Origin of the sequence: uncultured Maritalea sp. (genome assembly GCF_937139385.1) — a bacterium.
Taxonomy (GTDB): domain Bacteria; phylum Pseudomonadota; class Alphaproteobacteria; order Rhizobiales; family Devosiaceae; genus Maritalea; species Maritalea porphyrae_A.
Map to the genome: position 1 here is coordinate 1 of NZ_CAKZPW010000069.1, position 18900 is coordinate 18900.

The window sequence follows — 18900 nt, forward strand, 5'->3', positions numbered from 1 at the left end:
GACATAGAAGCCGATGTTGTCTTGGTGTCGATTGGTCGTCGTCCTTATACAAATGGTCTGGGACTTGAAGACGCGGGCGTTACCTTGGATAAGCGCGGCGTGATTGAAACTAATAATTTCAAAACTTCAGCCGAGGGTATTTGGGCGGTAGGCGATTGTATCGCAGGCCCGATGTTGGCCCATAAAGCAGAAGACGAGGGTGTGGCCGTTGCTGAGATTATTGCGGGGCAAGCTGGGCACGTGAACTATGGTGTCATCCCGGGTGTTGTTTACACCAACCCTGAAGTGGCTTCAGTTGGTCAAACTGAAGATGACGTGAAAGCGGCGGGCATCGAGTATAAAATCGGTAAGTTCAACTTCACGGCCAATGGTCGTGCAAAGGCCATGCTGGCAACAGATGGTTTTGTGAAAATCATTGCGGACAAAAACACCGACCGTGTTCTTGGTGCACATATCATCGGTAAAGGCGCTGGTGAAATTATTCATGAATTGGCTGTGTTGATGGAGTTTGGTGGTTCGGCTGAAGATTTGGCCCGCACCTGCCATGCTCACCCCACCATGTCTGAAGCCGTGCGTGAAGCGGCAATGGGCTGTGGTGATGGCACCATTCATATGTAATTGAGCTTATGCTCAATAAGTGATCTAAATGAAGTGCCGGAGATATGCTCCGGCACTTTTTTGTTTGTGGGGATGGATGAATGGCTGAGTTGCCAACTTTGAGTGAGATTGAACAGCGCTACGCACAACTTGAGGGGCAGGTTTTGCGCACACCTACTGTGCAGGCCACATCGGCCAAACTGGCGGATGTGTTGGGATTTGACTTGTTTTTGAAGTTAGAACTGTTTCAACATACGGGCACGTTCAAAGCGCGTGGCGCCCTTTCGGTGATCAGCACTTTAACCAACGCACAAAAAGCAAATGGTATTACCGCGGTCAGTGCGGGAAACCATGCGATTGCGGCCAGTTGGGCGGCGCGAAAGGCTGGAATTTCCGCCAAAGTTGTAATGACCAGAACAGCAAATCCATTGCGTATCGAACGCTCTAAGGCTGAAGGGGCAGAAGTTATTTTGTGTGACGATATCGCCGCCGCATTTGGTGAAGTTCAGCGCTTGGAAAAAGAAGAAGGGCGCACCTTTGTCCATCCGTTCGAAGGGGTAAACACAACCCTTGGCGCGGCAGGGGTTGGCCTTGAATTGATGCAGGACGTTCAAGATTTGGATGCAGTGATCGTATCTATAGGTGGTGGCGGTTTGATTTCGGGCGTTGCAGCGGCCGTGAAATTGATCAACCCCAACTGCAAAGTCTTTGGGGTTGAGCCAACCGGCGCTGCCTCCATGAGCGCGTCACGAAATGCAAATGAACCAGTGACTATGGATGAGATCAACACCATCGCTGATAGTCTCGCGCCACCCTATTCTCTGCCCTACAGTTTTGCCCTTAACCAAGCCTTTGTTGATGAGGTGGTTACGGTCACCGACGATCAAATTTGTGCTGGGCAGGCGCTTTATCAAGAAGAGCTAAAACTGGCGGTTGAACCCGCAGCAGGGGCAACACTTGCAGCAGCGCTTGGGCCCTTGCGCAACAAGGTTGCAGGCAAACGGCATGCACTTATTGTGTGCGGCGCGAATATTGACAGCGCAACTTTTGCAAGCCAAATCGTGCGCGGGCAAGACCATGTGGCTGCGTTGCTTGGCTAAGCGAAATCAATATGTGACCCCGCATAAGCGGGGCCGATATTTTTAACGCTCCAACAATACCCGCTCAACACTATAGCCTGCGTTGCGGAAGCCTTCGACTAGTCCGGTTTCGCCGACCAAATGTAGGGCGCCGACGGCAACAAAAATGGAGCCTTGTTCATGCAAGGCGACCGATTTTTCCACCATGCCTTGGTTGCGGATATCGAGCAACTCGCGCTGGAAACTCAGCATGTCTGCTTCCCCGTCTTTTAGGCTATGGGAATAATGCATCATCAGAGGCAGCATAACGCCGATTTCTTCGTCCAAATACAGCTCGGCTGCAGTTTGCAAAATGTCATCAAAAACACCATCGCGATGTTGCTGGGCCGCGTCATCAAGAGATTTATAAAAGAAGCTTTTGTCGATTTGATCGATGGCTTCAATCTGGTCGCGTACGGTTTCTAGGCCAACCACGGTTTTACCTGCGTCACGGGCTTTATTTTCCATGACCACATCAAGGAAATTGGTGTCGGACAGGCCTTTTTCTACGTCACACATGCTAAAGGCGAGCAGGGAGGCGCTTAGCCAAGGCTGCATGGGTTCAATCTGGTCAAAATCTGAACCGCGCTCGTTCAGCAATTTGTCCACTTCAGCCACTGTTTCAGCGCTAAGATTGTCACTAAGTTTTGCGCCATCTTGTTGAAACATCAATTCGGGCGATCCGCCCATGATGATGCCCATTTCGTAGGCGGTTTTGGATCCATCCAATTCGCCCACGAATGTGTCGGCTGACATAAGTGCGGTTTCAACATTTTTGGGTAAATCCAAAATCCGCTCGTCGGATTTGTGCATGGTGCCGTAAATCCACGACACATGTGCATCATCCTCGTGGCTTATTTTCCAAAATAGGCCGCGCCCATTGGCTGTTGCGTCGGCCTGAGCCTTAATATTGGCATAGGCAGCGGGGTCCATTTGTTGCATCTCTTGATAAAGATTTGCTTGGGTGCAGGCCGTGCTGGCCATTGCGGGGTGAATGGAAAATGCTGCGCTGAGTGTAAGAGCGGCACCGAATATGGTTTTAAACATAAATCTTCCTCGTCAAAATCGAAATGGCCTTTGCCTTTAAATGTGGGTTTGGATCATAGCAATGCAATGACCAAATGGTTTTTAGGACGGAATTTGTACCTTGCGGGCTGCCGCCTCTTTGGCCACCCGATCCATTTGGGTGAAACTGATCACGCCGATCAGCACCATTGCGGCCCCGGCTGCGTGCCAAATGGTGAAGGGTTCACCCAAAACAGAGACCGCTAAACCGATGGTCACAAGCGTTGAAACATTGCCAATCACGGCAGTGGGCTCTGGCCCCACCATGCCAATGCTTATTGAGATCAAATAGGCAGGCACAACTGTTGAAATTGTGGCAACCGCAAACATAAGCATCATGGCGCGCGGCGGCAAAGACAAGTCACTTAAATCGTTGACGATGAAAAAGTGAACGATCACCACCAGCCCTGCGGCAGTCATGGCAATCGAAGTGAACAGCCGTGCGCCGATGCGGTCAATATGGGGTTTGGCCAGCACTTGATAGACCGCATAAGACAGAGCCGCGCCCAGAACGAGGGACGCGCCGATGATGGTTGAGTGGCCATCCAATTGCAGATCTCGGGCAAAGATGACGGCCAATCCGCCGTATGAAATAAAGAGGGCGATCAGCATTTTTGGTTGGAGGGGGCGGCCTTGGAAAATGGCGCCAATCAGCACCACAAAAATGGGGTAGGTCAGCAAAATCAATCGATCAAATTGCGCGGAGATATAGGTCAGGCCGGCAAAGTCCAAATAGGATGCTAAATAATAGCCTAGCGCGCCGATGGCCCCAACGGTTGCCAATGCTTTCCAGGTGAGCAGTTTGCCCTTTGTTTGGGCAACACGGCGGCGATAGCCAAAGTAACCGATTAAAATGAAGAACGGCAGTGCGATGATCATGCGCCATGTAAGCGTGGTAATGGCGTCGACGTTTTCGATCAGCGCCAGCTTGATCAGAATGCCTTTTGTGGCGAAAAAGCTCGCACCAAGCGCGCCGATTAAATAGCCAAGGATGATTTTATTGCCAGAAGTGCCAGAAGTGGTCGACATAATGTGCCTATTTGGATTGATGAGCGATAAGATCGCGGATGAATTGCACGCCTAATTCAACCTGGCTGAGTTCGATATATTCATCTGGCTTGTGGGCTTGATCGATTGAGCCGGGGCCACATACGATGGTGGAAAACCCGCCGTCAGTTTGAAACTGTCCGGCCTCTGTGCCGTAGGGTACGCCAATTGTTTCATTTTTACCCGCCAACCGCATCGCAAGGCTTTTGGCCACATCTTCTTCTGGGGCGGCAAAGCCAGGGGTCCAGACCACGGTTTGGGTGATCGAGCAGTCCGCGTGTTTGGCCTGCATTTCTTTTTCAAGTTCGGCGATTAAGGCGTCAATTCTTTTTACGATGGCGGCATGGTCTTCTTGGGGGAGTACCCGATAGTCATAGGTAAATGTGCAATCGCGGGCGACGATATTGTCTGCGATACCGCCATGGACTTTTCCGACATTCAAAGTGGAATGGTTCGGGGAAAGGGGCAGTCCAACATATGGGTTGGCCAATAATTCATCGTGCAGGTCATTGATGAAATTGATGATCTTTGCGGCATAGCGTGTGGCGCTGACGCCCAAATGGGTCTGGCTTGAGTGGGCTTCTAGTCCGCGCACATGGATGGTGGAGGCGTAAACGCCCTTGTGCATTTCGGCCACTTGCATGTTGGTGGGTTCGCCCACAATCACGGCATCGATTTGGGGTAGGTTTTTTGCCATTTCCTTGATCATGAAGGGCGCGCCCAAACAGCCCAGTTCTTCATCATAAGACAAAGCGATATGGATGGGGCGTTTGAGGTCGCTTTTGAGCATTTCAGGGATAAGCGCCAAACCAATGGCGCAAAAGCCTTTCATGTCGCAGGTGCCGCGACCATAAAGGCGGTTATCCTTTTCCACCACTTCAAATGGGTTGGTGGACCAATCTTGATCCTCCACCGGCACCACGTCAGTGTGGCCGCTCAATATAATGCCACCATCCACATTTGGCCCAATGGTGGCATAAAGATTGGATTTGCTGCCATCTTCATTTGGCACCAAGTGGCTATTGATACCAAGTTCGGCCAAATAGGCTTTTACGTCATGGATAAGAGGTAAGTTCGACTTTGACGATACCGTATCGTGCGCCACAAGACGCGCAATCATGGCTTTGACATGTTCCACCGTTCTCTCCTGTGCATATGGGTGGTCGAGCGACCAAAGGTGCGGAGGGGCAGTCTAGTGTCAAAGAAATGGTTGTGCCAATGCAAAATGCATGAAAACGAGTGGTTTTCTAGCATTGGCGAACAAGTGTGGCGCAGCGCTAGATGTTTGAGGCCATTATGGGCGGTTGATTTGGTCAATCTGGAAAATGATTGGTCCTATAAAATGCCGGCACGGTTTAAAGTCTAGGAGCGCGGATGCGCCTTAAGATAGGCGTCCATGAGTTGGGCAGTGTCGACTTTTGTGTAGATTTGCGTGGTGGAAAGGGACGCGTGACCGAGCAGTTCTTGGATGGCGCGCAGATCTCCGCCACCGGCCAAAAGGTGGGTGGCAAAGCTGTGTCTAAGCGCGTGGGGCGTTGCTGAATTGGGCAGGCCAAAAGCGGAGCGCAATTTTTGCATTTTGAGCTGCACGAGCCGAGGGCTCAATGGCCCGCCGCGTGCGCCCCGAAAAATCGGGTCGTTGTCATTTGGGTGATAAGGGCAGCTCTTTTGATAATCGGTTATGGCATCGTGGATTGCGCTGAGCACGGGAACCATGCGGGTTTTATTGCCCTTGCCGGTGATGCGCAGGGTTTTTTGGTCTTTAAGGTCATTGGCGGTCAATGCCAATGCTTCGGATATGCGCAAGCCCGCGCCATAACATAGCGCCATCACGGCGATGTCGCGTGCAGCGATCCAAGGTTCGTCGTCCAACATGTCGCCTTGATCGACCAACTTTTTCGCGTCGATTGCGGTAAGGGCTTTGGGTAGGGTTTGCTTTTTCTTTGGCGCTTTTATTGCGGCCAAACTGTCTGCGGGGGCATGGCCCTCTTTTTCCAAAAAAGTAAAAAAACTTTTGATGCCCGAAAGTCCGCGCGCCATGGTGGCATTGCACACCCCGGTTTGGCGGCGGTTCGACATGAACGCGCGCCAATCGGCAGGGGTGAAGGAATTTAAGGTTTTTGCGGATACAGGCGCGCCGAAATGATGCGTGAAAAACGTTAGCATTTGCTCCACGTCACGATCATAAGCAACAAGGGTTTTGTCGCTTAAGCGGCGAAGCGAGGATAATTCGTCTTGCCATTGGCCAAGCCAGTGGGCGACTTTTTTGTCTTTGTTGATCAACAGCTCATTCATACCGCCAATTATAGGTGCTGCTTGCTTACCAAAATTGAAATCGCCCTCGTTTTTTTGACGGTCACGATTTAGGCTCTAAGTCACAAACGATTCTTAGAAAGCATCTGATGGGCCAAATTTCTGCCGACATAGTATCCGTTATGGTCAGCGTTGCTGTTGATAGACCATATTCCTATCGGGTGCCGGAGGGGATGAACGTGAGCCGTGGCTCTGTTGTGCAGGTGCCCTTGGGACCGCGCAAGGTGATGGGAGTTGTGTGGGGCGAGCCCAAAGACCAAGTGGCGCACAATCGACTTAAAGACATTGACTTCGCTTTTGATACACCGCCCTTGACCGAAGAGCTGATGGCGCTTGTTGATTGGATCGCCAAATATACTTTGGCGCAACCTGGAATGGTTCTGCGCGGGGTTTTGCGTTCGCCCGAAGCCTTTGGCGACGATAAACCGATTGCCGTTTATCGGTTCTCAGGGGTTTTGCCCGAGCGCATGACCTCAGCCCGTCAACGGGTGATTGATGTGATGGAAGATGGTTTTGCTTGGCAAAAGCGGGCGCTGGTGGGGGAAACAGGCGTTAGCCCTTCGGTAATCGAAGGCATGGTGAAACTCGGGGTGTTGGAGCAAAGCTTTGTGCCACCGCCCCCGATTGTGCAACCGCCAAACTCAGATCATGCGCCTTTGGTGCTAAATGATGAGCAACAGGCTGCGCTTGAATTGTTGCGCGAGCAAAGCCCAAACGAATTTGGTGTGGCGCTTTTGGATGGGGTCACAGGTTCGGGTAAAACCGAAGTGTTTTTTGAAGCGGTGGCTGATTGTTTGCGCGCTGGGCGGCAGGCGGTGATCCTGTTGCCTGAGATTGCATTGACCCACACCTTCTTGAAGCGCTTTGAAGATCGGTTTGGCGCCCGGCCGGGGGAATGGCATTCGGATATGACCCCGGTGCAGCGCGCACGGATGTGGCGGTCGGTGGCGCGGGGTAAAGTGCAAGCGGTTGTGGGTGCGCGTTCAGCATTGTTTTTGCCCTATCCTGATCTTGGTTTGATCGTGATCGACGAAGAACATGATACGGCGTTCAAGCAAGCAGATCGCGTGAACTATCATGCGCGGGATATGGCGGTGGTGCGGGCCCATCTAGCGAAGGCACGGGTGATCCTGTCGTCAGCGACCCCGTCAGTTGAAAGTCGCAACAATGCGGATCAGGGGCGTTATGCCCATGTGAAAATGCTCGGTCGATTTGCAGACGCAAAAATGCCCGATATTACCGCCATCGACATGAAAGAAGACGGGCCAGAAAAGGGCGAATGGATTGCGCCCAAATTGGCGCGTGAGATTTTTGGCGCGTTGGAGAAAAAAGAACAGGTTCTTTTGTTCCTCAATCGGCGTGGATATGCGCCACTGACTCTGTGCCGGGATTGTGGATATCAATATCAGTGTCCTGATTGTTCAGCCTGGTTGGTGGAACATCGGTTTCGAGGTGTCTTATCGTGTCATCATTGCGGGCACGAAGTGCAAAAACCCAAAACATGTAAAGAGTGTGGGGCAGAAGAATCGCTTATTCCCATCGGTCCGGGTATTGAGCGAATCGCTGAGGAAGCCGCGCGGCGTTTTCCTGAAGCGCGGCGTGTTATCCTTTCGTCTGATATGGGGGGCATCGTTGCGGCACGTGAGCGGTTTGAAGAGATCGCGCGAGGTGATTACGATCTGATCATTGGCACGCAATTGGTGGCCAAAGGGCACCATTTCCCCAAGCTGAATTTGGTTGGGGTGCTGGATGCGGATTTGGGTTTGGCCCATGGGGATCCGCGAGCGGCAGAAAAGACATTTCAAATATTGACCCAGGTAACGGGCCGTGCCGGACGGATAGGCAAGGCCGGGCGAGCATTTTTGCAGACTTATGTACCCGAGCACGCGGTGATGCAGGCGATGGTGCGCGGTGACCGTGAGGCATTCTATAAACATGAGCTAAAGGCGCGCGAATCGGCGGGATTGCCGCCCTTTGGCCGTTTGGCTGCGCTAATCATATCGGCAACTGAACATGAAGTGGCGTTTGGCCATGCGCGCGGGTTAGCGGTTATGGCCCCAAAAGCGCCAGATGAAGCGAAGCTGAAATTGTTTGGTCCAGCAGATGCGCCCGTGGCGATGGTTCGGGGGCGACACAGGGTGCGGCTTTTGGTGCAGGCTGACAAGCATTTCGATCTGTCCGGATATGTGCGTTTTTGGTTGCAAGAAGGGCCAAAAGTTACCGGGAACTTGCGGGTGCAGGTCGATATTGACCCGATGAGCTTTTATTGAGAGTCGGCGCTAGTTTTGACAGTTTGATGCCAAACTTTGTGTAAAATTCACAAAAAGTGCCCAACTGCAAATGAGTCTGCCCAATTTTCGCCTCCTGTCTATTGCGCGGCCTAAATGCTTATGGTAGACGGTGCGCGATATCTGAGGAGGGCGCGAGCGTCAGCCTCCTAACACCATGAAAATTCGTGCCGGTATCGCGGGCGGTCGCTCGACGGGACAGGTAAGACGAATTTTTGCAATTGATTGGGGTATAGAGGCTTTGAGCGCACAAAACTCGGTTCTCGTAACAATCGCCCGGCCGTACGCGTCGGCGCTGTTTGATTTAGCGTCTGATGCAAGTGATATTGCGGGTGTTGAAAAGGCTCTTGATAGCCTTTTGAAGCTGATCAATGACAGCACAGACTTTACTGCTTTTTTGAAAAGCCCAGTAATTTCTGGCGACGACAAAACAGCAGTTGTCGAAGCATTGATCAAAAAGGCCAAACTTAAGGGCCTATCAGCAAATTTCTTAAATCTTGTGGCAAAGAACCAACGTCTGTTCGCGTTGCCGCAAATGATTTCTCAGTTCAAAGCGCTTGCTGCAAAGGATCGGGGTGAAGTTCACGCCGAGGTTACCTCTGCTCAGCCGCTTTCGAAAGCACACCAGGACAGCCTTGCTAAGGCTCTGAAAGAGAAAATTGGTAAGGATGTCACGCTTGAGCAGCATGTGGATGCTGATCTTATTGGCGGACTAATCGTTAAGGTTGGTTCTCAAATGATCGATTCCTCGCTCAAGACGAAATTGACAGCCATGAAGATCGCCATGAAAGAGGTCGGCTAATGGATATTAAAGCTGCAGAAATTTCTGCCATTCTCAAAGATCAAATCAAAGATTTTGGGAAAGAGGCGCAAGTCTCAGAAGTTGGGCAAGTACTCTCCGTCGGTGACGGTATTGCTCGTGTATATGGCCTTGACAATGTTCAGGCTGGTGAGCTCGTTGAGTTCCCAGGCGGCATTAAAGGGATGGCCTTGAACCTTGAAGCTGACAACGTAGGTGTTGTTATCTTTGGTTCTGACCGTGCCATTAAAGAAGGCGACACCGTTAAGCGTACTGGCGCAATTGTTGACGTTCCTGTTGGCAAAGAATTGCTTGGTCGCGTTGTTGATGGTTTGGGCAACCCAATTGATGGCAAGGGCCCAATTAAGTCAAAAACACGTAAGCTTGTGGATGTTAAGGCACCTGGCATTTTGCCACGTAAGTCTGTGCATGAGCCAATGTCGACTGGTTTGAAAGCTGTTGATGCGATGATCCCGATTGGCCGTGGCCAGCGCGAATTGATCATTGGTGACCGCCAAACTGGTAAAACCGCTGTTCTTCTTGATACATTCTTGAACCAAAAGCCTGCTCATCAGGGTAAGGACGAGAATGAGAAGCTTTACTGTATCTATGTTGCTGTTGGCCAAAAGCGTTCAACTGTTGCTCAGTTCGTAAAGACTTTGGAAGACGCTGGCGCGATGGAATATTCTATCGTTGTTGCCGCAACCGCTTCTGATCCTGCTCCAATGCAGTTCTTGGCGCCGTTTACCGGCTGTACCATGGGTGAATATTTCCGCGATAACGGCATGCACGCTGTGATTGGTTATGATGACCTTTCAAAGCAAGCTGTGGCTTATCGTCAAATGTCACTTCTTCTTCGTCGTCCACCTGGGCGTGAAGCTTATCCTGGTGACGTTTTCTATCTTCACTCACGTTTGCTCGAGCGTTCAGCGAAATTGAACGAAGATCACGGTTCTGGTTCTTTGACCGCTTTGCCGATCATTGAAACACAAGCGAACGACGTGTCTGCTTATATTCCAACGAACGTGATTTCGATCACGGATGGTCAGATCTTCTTGGAAACAGACTTGTTCTTCCAAGGTATCCGTCCTGCGGTTAACGTTGGTCTTTCAGTTTCTCGTGTGGGTTCATCTGCGCAGATTAAAGCAATGAAGCAAGTTGCTGGTTCTGTTAAAGGTGAGTTGGCTCAGTATCGTGAGATGGCAGCGTTCGCTCAGTTTGGTTCTGACCTTGATGCGGCGACGCAGAAAATGTTGAACCGTGGTGCCCGTTTGGTGGAGCTTTTGAAGCAACCACAATTCTCACCACTTAAAACTGAAGAGCAAGTTGCAGTGATCTTTGCAGGCGTTGAAGGCTATATTGATAGCGTTGGCGTTCGTGACGTGCAAAAGTTCGAGCAAGGTTTGCTTGGCGCATTGCGCGGTACACACAAAGACTTGCTTGATACGATTGCAAAAGAGAAAGCTATTTCTGACGACACACGTGAGAAATTGCATTCAGCGATTGGCGGATACGCCAAGACCTTTGCAGCGTAACAATCTTTAGGTTTTGACAAGGAGCTGAGGTGCTATGCCCTCATTGAAGGACCTTAAAAACCGGATATCTTCGGTCAAATCGACCCAGAAGATCACCAAGGCAATGCAAATGGTTGCAGCTGCAAAGCTGCGCCGTGCGCAAGATAATGCTGAAAGTGCCCGGCCATACGCAGAGCGCATGAATGATGTGCTCGCCGGTTTGGCCGCGGCCTATAAGGGCCGTGACGGTGCGCCGCAGCTACTTGGTGGAAACGGTAAAGACCAGACACATTTGCTTATTGTCGCATCCGCAGAGCGTGGACTTTGTGGCGGCTTTAACTCGTCCATTGCACGGCTTGCTCGTGATCATGCGAATGAGTTGATTGCAAAAGGCAAGACAGTCAAAATTCTTTGTGTTGGCAAAAAAGGACATGACGTTTTGAAGCGTTTGTTCGCTGACCAAATGGAAGGTTTGATCACCTTGCGTGAAGTCAAACAAATTGGCTATGCGAATGCTAAGGAAATTGGCGATCGCGTGTTGGCCATGTTTGATGCTGGCGAATATGACGTGGCGACATTGTTCTATTCAAAGTTTAAATCTGTGATTAGCCAAGTGCCAACGGCACATCAGCTTATTCCCGCTTCTTTTGATCAAGACGAAGAGACCGGCGAAGCCACAAATTATGAATATGAGCCAAGCGAAGAAGCTATTTTGGAAGACTTGCTGCCACGTAATGTGTCTGTGCAAATTTTCCACGCGCTACTTGAAAATGCGGCTGGTGAAATGGGTGCAAAAATGTCCGCGATGGACAATGCGACCCGTAACGCTGGTGACATGATCAATAAGCTTGAAATTAGCTACAACCGTCAGCGCCAAGCTCAGATCACAAAAGAATTGATTGAAATTATCTCAGGCGCGGAAGCGCTCTAAGGCAAACGAGGACAGACCATGGCAGCAAAAGCGAAACAGGTCGGACGCATCAAGCAGGTAATTGGTGCGGTTGTGGACGTGGAATTTGACGGTGATCTACCGCCAATTCTAGGTGCGCTTGAAACAATGAATAATGGCAACCGGATGGTATTGGAAGTCGCCCAGCACTTGGGTGAAAACACAGTACGTACCATTGCGATGGACACATCTGAAGGGCTCGTTCGCGGGCAAGAAGTTGTTGATCTTGGTTCCGCCATTACAATTCCAGTTGGTGTTGAAACACTTGGCCGGATCATGAACGTTATCGGTGAGCCGATTGACGAAGCTGGTCCGATTAAAACCAAAGAAAAACGCGCCATCCACCAAGAAGCACCAGAATTTGTTGAGCAATCTCCAGAAGCTGAAATTCTTGTGACCGGTATTAAGGTTGTGGATTTGCTGGCTCCATATGCGAAGGGCGGTAAAATCGGCCTCTTCGGTGGTGCGGGTGTTGGTAAGACAGTTCTTATTCAAGAGTTGATCAACAACGTTGCGAACAATCACGGTGGTTATTCTGTGTTTGCGGGCGTTGGTGAGCGCACACGTGAAGGTAATGACCTTTACTGGGAAATGATTGAATCAGGTGTGAACAAAGAAAAAGGCTGCGCAGGCTCAAAATGCGCGCTTGTGTTCGGCCAAATGAATGAACCCCCAGGAGCACGTGCTCGTGTGGCATTGACTGGTTTGACCATTGCGGAACAGTTCCGTGATGAAGGCCAAGACGTGTTGTTCTTTGTTGATAACATCTTCCGCTTTACACAAGCTGGTTCAGAAGTGTCAGCTTTGTTGGGACGTATTCCTTCAGCTGTGGGTTATCAGCCTACTTTGGCGACCGACATGGGTGCCATGCAGGAGCGGATTACAACAACATCAAAAGGTTCAGTGACTTCAGTGCAAGCTGTTTACGTGCCTGCCGATGATTTGACCGATCCAGCACCAGCGGCAACCTTTGCTCACTTGGATGCGACAACCGTTTTGAACCGTGCGATTTCTGAAAAGGGTATTTACCCTGCGGTGGATCCACTTGATTCAAACTCACGTCTTCTTGATCCACAGGTTGTTGGTGAAGAGCACTATCAAGTGGCACGTGATGTTCAAGAAATCCTTCAGCGTTATAAATCGCTTCAAGATATTATCGCGATTTTGGGCATGGACGAGCTTTCTGAAGAAGACAAACTTACTGTGGCACGTGCCCGTAAGATTGAACGCTTCATGTCTCAGCCATTCCACGTGGCGGAAATCTTTACAGGTACGCCTGGTATCTTTGTTGGTCTTGAAGACACGGTTAAAGCGTTTAAAGGCTTGGTTGCGGGTGAATATGATCACCTTCCAGAAGCTGCATTCTACATGGTTGGCACAATTGATGACGCCGTGAAGAAAGCACAAAAACTTGCAGCAGCTGCTGCATAAAGAAACGAGGGTTTAATGGCCGAAGGCATTAAAATCGAAATCGTTTCACCAGAAAGTCTGGTGCTAAGTGAGCAGGCATCTGCCGTCACTGTGCCAGGTGCTGATGGTTATTTTACAGTCATGGGTGACCATGCTGCGATGATGACCACGCTAAAAGCCGGCTTTGTGACGGTGACTTCTGGTGGTGCGGAGCGTACCTACTATGTGCAGGGCGGCTTTGCAGATGTGAATGATGCAGGCCTGACCATTCTTGCTGAACAAGCAAAAACGGGCGCTGACTTTGACAAAAGTGAGTTGGATGCGGCCATTGTGAGTGCACAAGAAGCACTTAATGGTGCAACAACTGACCAAGCAAAGCAAGATGCTCAGACAGCGCTTGATGGCTGGAAGAACCTGCTGATGGAAATTGATGTTGTGGGCTTGCCCAACTAGGCAGCACAAACATTGGTAAAATTTGGAACCCGCGTACCTCGTACGCGGGTTTTTTATTGTTTACTTTTAAAATACGGGCTGTTCGATGGATTTAGTAATGTCGTGTTAACGCCCTATTCGACATTGTATCCCTAAATCAAGATGTATTTTTCCAAGTTGTATTTAGTAGATTGCCAATACCAAGTGTTAACCATTTGGTTTTTGTTGGCTGGCATCTTGTAATCAAAGTGTACGCGTTGGGGGATTCGCGCGTCGTCGAAGAGGTCAAAAGAATGAGTGTTTTATCTCGATTAAAGATTGCACATAAACTACCCGCATTAGTCATCGGTGGCGTGATCGCCGTCGGCTTAGGATTGGGCATATCTGGGGTCATGATTGGTTCTTCAGTAATTACACATGCTGAGACTGAAAAACTGGAGACCCTTGCGGATGGTCGAGCGCATGAAATGAAGGCCTATTTGGAAGATCTCCAAACCGACCTTTTGCTTACCGCTGATAATCCGTTCACAGTCGAGGCACTTAAAGCTTTTGATACAGCTTGGGATACGCTTGGCGGTAGCCAAGATAAACTGTTGCAAGATGCCTATATCAAGAAGAACCCCAACGAGCTTGGGTCCAAGCATTTGTTGGATGCCGCGCCCGGTGGTACCAAATATGACAATGTCCACTTGCAGTACCACGGTATTTTCCGCGAACAGCTGAACCAACGTGGCTATTACGATATCTTCTTGTTCGATGATCAAGGCGATCTTGTTTATACAGTATTCAAAGAACTTGATTATGCGACCAACTTCAAAACTGGTGGCGGTCAGTGGGCCGATACTGATCTGGGCAATGCCTTTAGAGCCGGTATCGCTTTGGACAAGGGCGAAAGCTACTTCTTAGATTTTGAACCCTACAAACCCAGCAATGATGCCCCCGCAAGCTTCATTTCAACACCCATTTTTGACGGCAAAACGCGCATCGGGGTTTTGGTTTTCCAAATGCCCATTGATCGCATTAACGCCATCATGGGCGCAAAGGTTGGCTTAGGAGAAACGGGTGAAACTTTGGTTGTGGGCGCAGATCATTTGATGCGCAACGATTCAACGTTCAGCGAAGACAATGATATCCTGCAAACGACCTTCAAAGCGCAAGAAGTTGACGCCGTGATAAACGGTAACGCAATGCATGGTGAGTTCACCGAATACCGAAACGCATCTATGCTTTTTGCTGCCGCACCAATGGAATTTGAAGGCACCACTTGGGCCGTGTTGGCTGTGCAAGAAAAGTCCGAAGCACTGGCTTCGGTTGATACGATGCGCTGGACAATGCTGGCAATCGGCAGTTTCTTGCTTTTGATTACTGCGGCGATAGGGTGGTTCTTTTCGCGCACCATTACGCGCCCCATGTCGAACATCACAGAAACAATGCGCGCTTTGGCAGACAACGACTTGGACGTCACAGTTGACGGCATTGACCGGTCTGATGAATTGGGTTCAATGGCGCGCGCTGTCGAGGTGTTCCGCGAAAACGCTGTCAAAGTTGCTGAGTTGGGTGTCGAAGAAGCAGCCCGTCAAAAAGCCCTCGCTGAGCGCCAAGAAATGATGGAAGAGCTACAACAAAGCTTTGGGATCGTTGTTGGCGCGGCGGCGGCTGGCGATTTCTCGCAGCGGGTTAGCGAAGACATTGCAGATGATGAGATGGTCAAATTGTCACGCAGCGTGAATTCTTTGATCGATACGGTGGACCGCGGCATTAAAGAAACGGGTGAAGTGCTTGCGGCCTTGGCCAATACTGACCTTACCAAGCGCATGGAAGGCAATTATGAAGGCGCATTCTTGCAGCTTAAGAATGATACCAACCGGGTTGCGGATCGTTTGACAGATGTTGTGGGGCAATTGCGCACGACGTCAACCGCTCTGAAAAGCGCGACCAGTGAGATTTTGGCTGGTGCCAATGATCTATCCGAACGCACCACGCGCCAGGCCGCAACGATTGAAGAAACTTCTGCTGCCATGGAGCAATTGGCAGATACGGTTTTGGAAAACGCTAAAGAAGCGGAAAGCGCCAGCGATATTGCGGATAAAGTTCGTGCTACGGCTGAAGAAGGTGGCGATGTCATGCGTCAGGCCAATGAGGCTATGGAGCGCATTACGGAAAGCTCGAACAAGATTTCTAATATCATTGGCATGATTGATGATATCGCTTTCCAGACCAACTTGCTTGCCCTGAACGCTTCAGTTGAAGCCGCGCGGGCGGGTGAAGCGGGCAAAGGCTTTGCCGTTGTTGCGGTTGAGGTGCGTCGTCTTGCTCAGTCTGCTGCCACAGCCTCTTCGGACGTGAAAGTGCTGATTGAGCAATCCGTAAACGAAGTTGACGGCGGTACAAAACTTGTTTCACAAGCCTCTGACAACCTTGGCGTTATGCTGGATGCAGCACGGACCAACAACGAATTGATGGTTTCTATTGCTGATAAGAGCAAATCCCAAGCTTCAGCAATTGAACAGATCAATACCGCTGTTCGTGAGATGGATGAAACCACTCAGCACAATGCAGCATTGGTTGAAGAAACCAACGCAGCCATTGAGCAGACAGAAGGCCAAGCAGCTGAACTTGATCGGATCGTTGATGTGTTTGTAACCCATGATGGTGGTCAACGCCGTCTGCCTGTAGGTGCAAACAATCAGGTGCCAAACGAATTGCCGCCCGAAAACGGCATCAAGGCCATTCAAGCCAAAGCACAAAAGGTTGCAAAATCCTATATAAGCCAAGGCAATGCGGCCGTTGATATGGACGCCGAGTGGCAGCAGTTCTAGTCAACACCAATTCTGAAATTTTAGGGGGCGCTCATCTGTTGAGTGCCCCTTTTTATTGCGTCAATCGGAAGTGAAACTAGTGGGTTTTTGTTGGTGAAAACCGGCTATTGAGAGATTTATTGTTAGTTATCCGGCACTTACTTCATTAAAGTTGAATTTACTAAGCTGGCTTACACTCAGACAAAAGAGTAGCCACGAGGGATGTGCAAAGAGCGCGCGTATATAGCGTTACAGCACAGCAGAATATGCAAAACAAACTTCGCTTTCGAATCGGTTCGCCTAAACTCACAACATCAATTGCATTGTTTGTTGTACTCAGTATTGCGCTCTCAATTGCAGCGGTGGCGACCGCTATCTATTTTCAGATTTCATCTAATGTAATGGAGCAAGCGCGCGCCTCACAGCTGGCCAATATGCGCACAACCATTGCCATTCTTGAAACGCAGATGCCAGGCTCCGATATGGGGCGTGACGAAAGCGGTGAGGTTAAAACAATCACCACCTTCCGTATGCCCAAGTTGCGCACGGATGACATGGTGGAGTCAATTGGCGCGGTAACACGCGGACCTGTTTCACTTATGGTGTTCAACCCTGAAGTTGAAGGGTTTGAGCAGTTCACCACAACGGTTGAAATTGAAGAAGGTGTGCGCGACAAGGAATATGTATTAGACGCGAGCAACCCCGCGTATGAACGTTTGATCCTTAACGAGCAATTTGCCGGCCGTGTGATGATTAGGGGCACCAAGTTCTTTGCGGTCTATCAGCCCATCCAAGACAAAAAGGCCAATGTTATCGGTGCCGTTTTTGTTGGTGCACCAATCGCGGACTTTGAAGGTCAAGTTATGGCCACCCTGCAACTCATCGTGGTGGTATCGCTTGCGGTTCTTGGGGTGATGGCTGTTGCTGCGTTCGTTGTGTCACGCATTATGATGCGTCCAATTCCCCGCATCTCAGAAGCAATGACAGAAATTGCCAATGGCGATTATGACTATGAGGTACCTTACACTCAAAAAACCAACGAACTTGGCGAGATGGCGCGGGCGGTTGAGGTTTTCCGGGCCAATGGACTTCGGGTGAATGAAATGACCGAAGAAGAGAAGATGGCCTCCAAGCAGCGCATGGTGGAACGTGCGGATATGATGCAAGAACTGCAACGTGCCTTTGGCGAAGTTGTGGACGCAGCGGTTGCGGGTGATTTCACCCGCCGGGTGGAAGCGGAATTCCCCGATGAAGAACTTAATCGTTTGGCCCATGGGGTGAACGACTTGGTGGCAACGGTAGACCGAGGCGTCACCGAAACCGGCGAAGTTTTGGCCGCATTGGCCAATACCGACCTGACCATGCGCATGGAAGGGGACTATCAAGGCGCCTTCTTGCAATTGAAGAATGACACCAACCGGGTGGGAGATAAGCTGACCGAGGTGATCTCGAGCCTGCGCGCTACTTCACGGGCGCTTAAAACCGCAACGGGGGAGATCCTGTCTGGTGCCAACGATTTGTCTGAACGCACCACCCGTCAAGCCGCTTCGATTGAAGAAACCTCAGCGGCGACCGAGCAATTGGCCGAAACCGTGCGCGACAATACCGAGCGGGCCAAGCGGGCCCAGGTTTCAGCTGGGGAAGCCAGCCAAGTGGCGGAACGGGGCGGCGAGGTGATGGCAGAGGCCAATAAAGCCATGCAGCGCATCACAGCTTCTTCCAATAAGATCTCTGACATTATCGGGATGATTGACGATATTGCCTTTCAAACCAACTTGCTGGCCCTAAATGCTTCTGTTGAAGCGGCACGTGCCGGAGAAGCGGGCAAGGGCTTTGCGGTTGTGGCGGTTGAAGTGCGTCGTTTGGCCCAGTCTGCTGCCCAAGCGTCATCTGAAGTGAAGGTGTTGATTGAACAATCTGGGGCTGAGGTTGATGGGGGCACCAAATTGGTATCACAAGCCTCTGAGAACCTAGACGGCATTGTGGAAAGCGTTAAAGGGGTTACCGCGCTCATGGATGAGATTGCGCGCGAAAGCCAAGAACAGGCCACATCGATCAACGATATTTCTCACTCCATCCGCGAAATGGATGAGATGACCCAGCACAATGCGGCCTTGGTTGAAGAAACCAATGCAGCGATTGATCAGACCGAAAGCCAAGCTTCAGAACTTGATCGGGTGGTGGAACAGTTCCGACTTGATGCGAGCCAAGCGCCAGTATCATCTGAGCAAGCACCAGAGGAACGCCCCACACCACAAACGCCACCTCAACAAGATGCACGCGGGTTGCAACAACAGGCCGCCAAAGCCTATCTCAGCCACGGCAATGCTGCCGTGAAAGAACCTGATGACGAGTGGCAGGGTTTCTAGTGTTCTGCCAACTGTAGTCGACAAAAAGCCCACCTTGAAAACAAGGTGGGCATTGGCTGTGCAATTAAGAAAATCTGGGGCCTAGCGGCTCAAAGCTGCAGCCGAAGTGCTGACCATGAACACGCGCTTGAATTTGAAACGCGGTGCGGGCTTTGTTTCTCCGCGAACAACGCCTGCTGACGCAGCAACCTTGCACTTGCT

14 protein-coding genes are annotated in these 18900 nt (G+C 50.6%); 10 read left to right on the forward strand and 4 right to left on the reverse strand.

The features are described from left to right. On the forward strand, positions 1-618 hold a 618-nt coding region (locus tag Q0231_RS02905), incomplete at its 5' end, for an FAD-dependent oxidoreductase (protein ID WP_299344851.1). Positions 619-698: 80 nt separating this feature from the next. Then, the gene (locus Q0231_RS02910) at positions 699-1697 is read left to right on the forward strand and encodes a threonine/serine dehydratase (RefSeq protein ID WP_299344854.1); all 999 of its coding nucleotides are present in this window, start codon (positions 699-701) and stop codon (positions 1695-1697) included. 42 nt (positions 1698-1739) lie between these two features. Here Q0231_RS02910 and Q0231_RS02915 read toward each other — a convergent pair whose 3' ends face one another. From Q0231_RS02915 to Q0231_RS02930, 4 genes are all read right to left on the reverse strand, one after another. Further along, on the reverse strand, positions 1740-2762 hold the full coding sequence (locus Q0231_RS02915; RefSeq protein ID WP_299344857.1) for a TraB/GumN family protein: 1023 nt from the start codon (positions 2760-2762) through the stop codon (positions 1740-1742). Between the two features lie 81 nt (positions 2763-2843). Beyond that, positions 2844-3809, reverse strand: a complete 966-nt coding sequence (locus tag Q0231_RS02920; RefSeq protein WP_299344860.1) for a DMT family transporter — start codon at positions 3807-3809, stop codon at positions 2844-2846. 7 nt (positions 3810-3816) lie between these two features. Beyond that, positions 3817-4965 carry an acetylornithine deacetylase gene (gene argE, locus Q0231_RS02925; RefSeq protein WP_269393590.1) on the reverse strand — a complete coding sequence of 383 codons (1149 nt, stop codon included), beginning with the start codon at positions 4963-4965 and terminating at the stop codon, positions 3817-3819. Positions 4966-5189: 224 nt separating this feature from the next. Continuing rightward, positions 5190-6122 (reverse strand): tyrosine recombinase XerC, encoded by a 933-nt coding sequence (locus Q0231_RS02930; protein WP_299344867.1) that lies wholly within the window; start codon positions 6120-6122, stop codon positions 5190-5192. A 107-nt stretch (positions 6123-6229) separates the two neighbouring features. On the opposite strand from Q0231_RS02930, the gene Q0231_RS02935 reads away from it, so the two are divergent. From Q0231_RS02935 to Q0231_RS02970, 8 genes are all read left to right on the forward strand, one after another. Further along, the gene (locus Q0231_RS02935; RefSeq protein WP_269393592.1) at positions 6230-8410 is read left to right on the forward strand and encodes a primosomal protein N'; all 2181 of its coding nucleotides are present in this window, start codon (positions 6230-6232) and stop codon (positions 8408-8410) included. A 175-nt stretch (positions 8411-8585) separates the two neighbouring features. Continuing rightward, entirely contained in the window at positions 8586-9230 is a 645-nt protein-coding gene (locus Q0231_RS02940) for a F0F1 ATP synthase subunit delta (RefSeq protein WP_299344871.1), read from the forward strand. Beyond that, positions 9230-10762 carry a F0F1 ATP synthase subunit alpha gene (gene atpA, locus Q0231_RS02945; protein WP_299344874.1) on the forward strand — a complete coding sequence of 511 codons (1533 nt, stop codon included), beginning with the start codon at positions 9230-9232 and terminating at the stop codon, positions 10760-10762. The genes Q0231_RS02940 and atpA overlap by 1 nt, the downstream gene beginning before the upstream one ends. A gap of 34 nt (positions 10763-10796) precedes the next feature. Next, entirely contained in the window at positions 10797-11672 is an 876-nt protein-coding gene (locus Q0231_RS02950; RefSeq protein WP_299344877.1) for a F0F1 ATP synthase subunit gamma, read from the forward strand. 18 nt (positions 11673-11690) lie between these two features. Further along, entirely contained in the window at positions 11691-13121 is a 1431-nt protein-coding gene (gene atpD / locus Q0231_RS02955; protein ID WP_299344880.1) for a F0F1 ATP synthase subunit beta, read from the forward strand. Between the two features lie 15 nt (positions 13122-13136). Then, positions 13137-13553, forward strand: a complete 417-nt coding sequence (locus Q0231_RS02960; protein WP_299344883.1) for a F0F1 ATP synthase subunit epsilon — start codon at positions 13137-13139, stop codon at positions 13551-13553. A gap of 272 nt (positions 13554-13825) precedes the next feature. Beyond that, positions 13826-16351, forward strand: a complete 2526-nt coding sequence (locus Q0231_RS02965; RefSeq protein WP_299344886.1) for a methyl-accepting chemotaxis protein — start codon at positions 13826-13828, stop codon at positions 16349-16351. Positions 16352-16596: 245 nt separating this feature from the next. Continuing rightward, a complete protein-coding gene (locus Q0231_RS02970; protein ID WP_299344889.1) occupies positions 16597-18699 on the forward strand; it encodes a methyl-accepting chemotaxis protein in 2103 nt (700 codons plus the stop codon). The last annotated feature ends 201 nt before the right edge of the window (positions 18700-18900 follow it).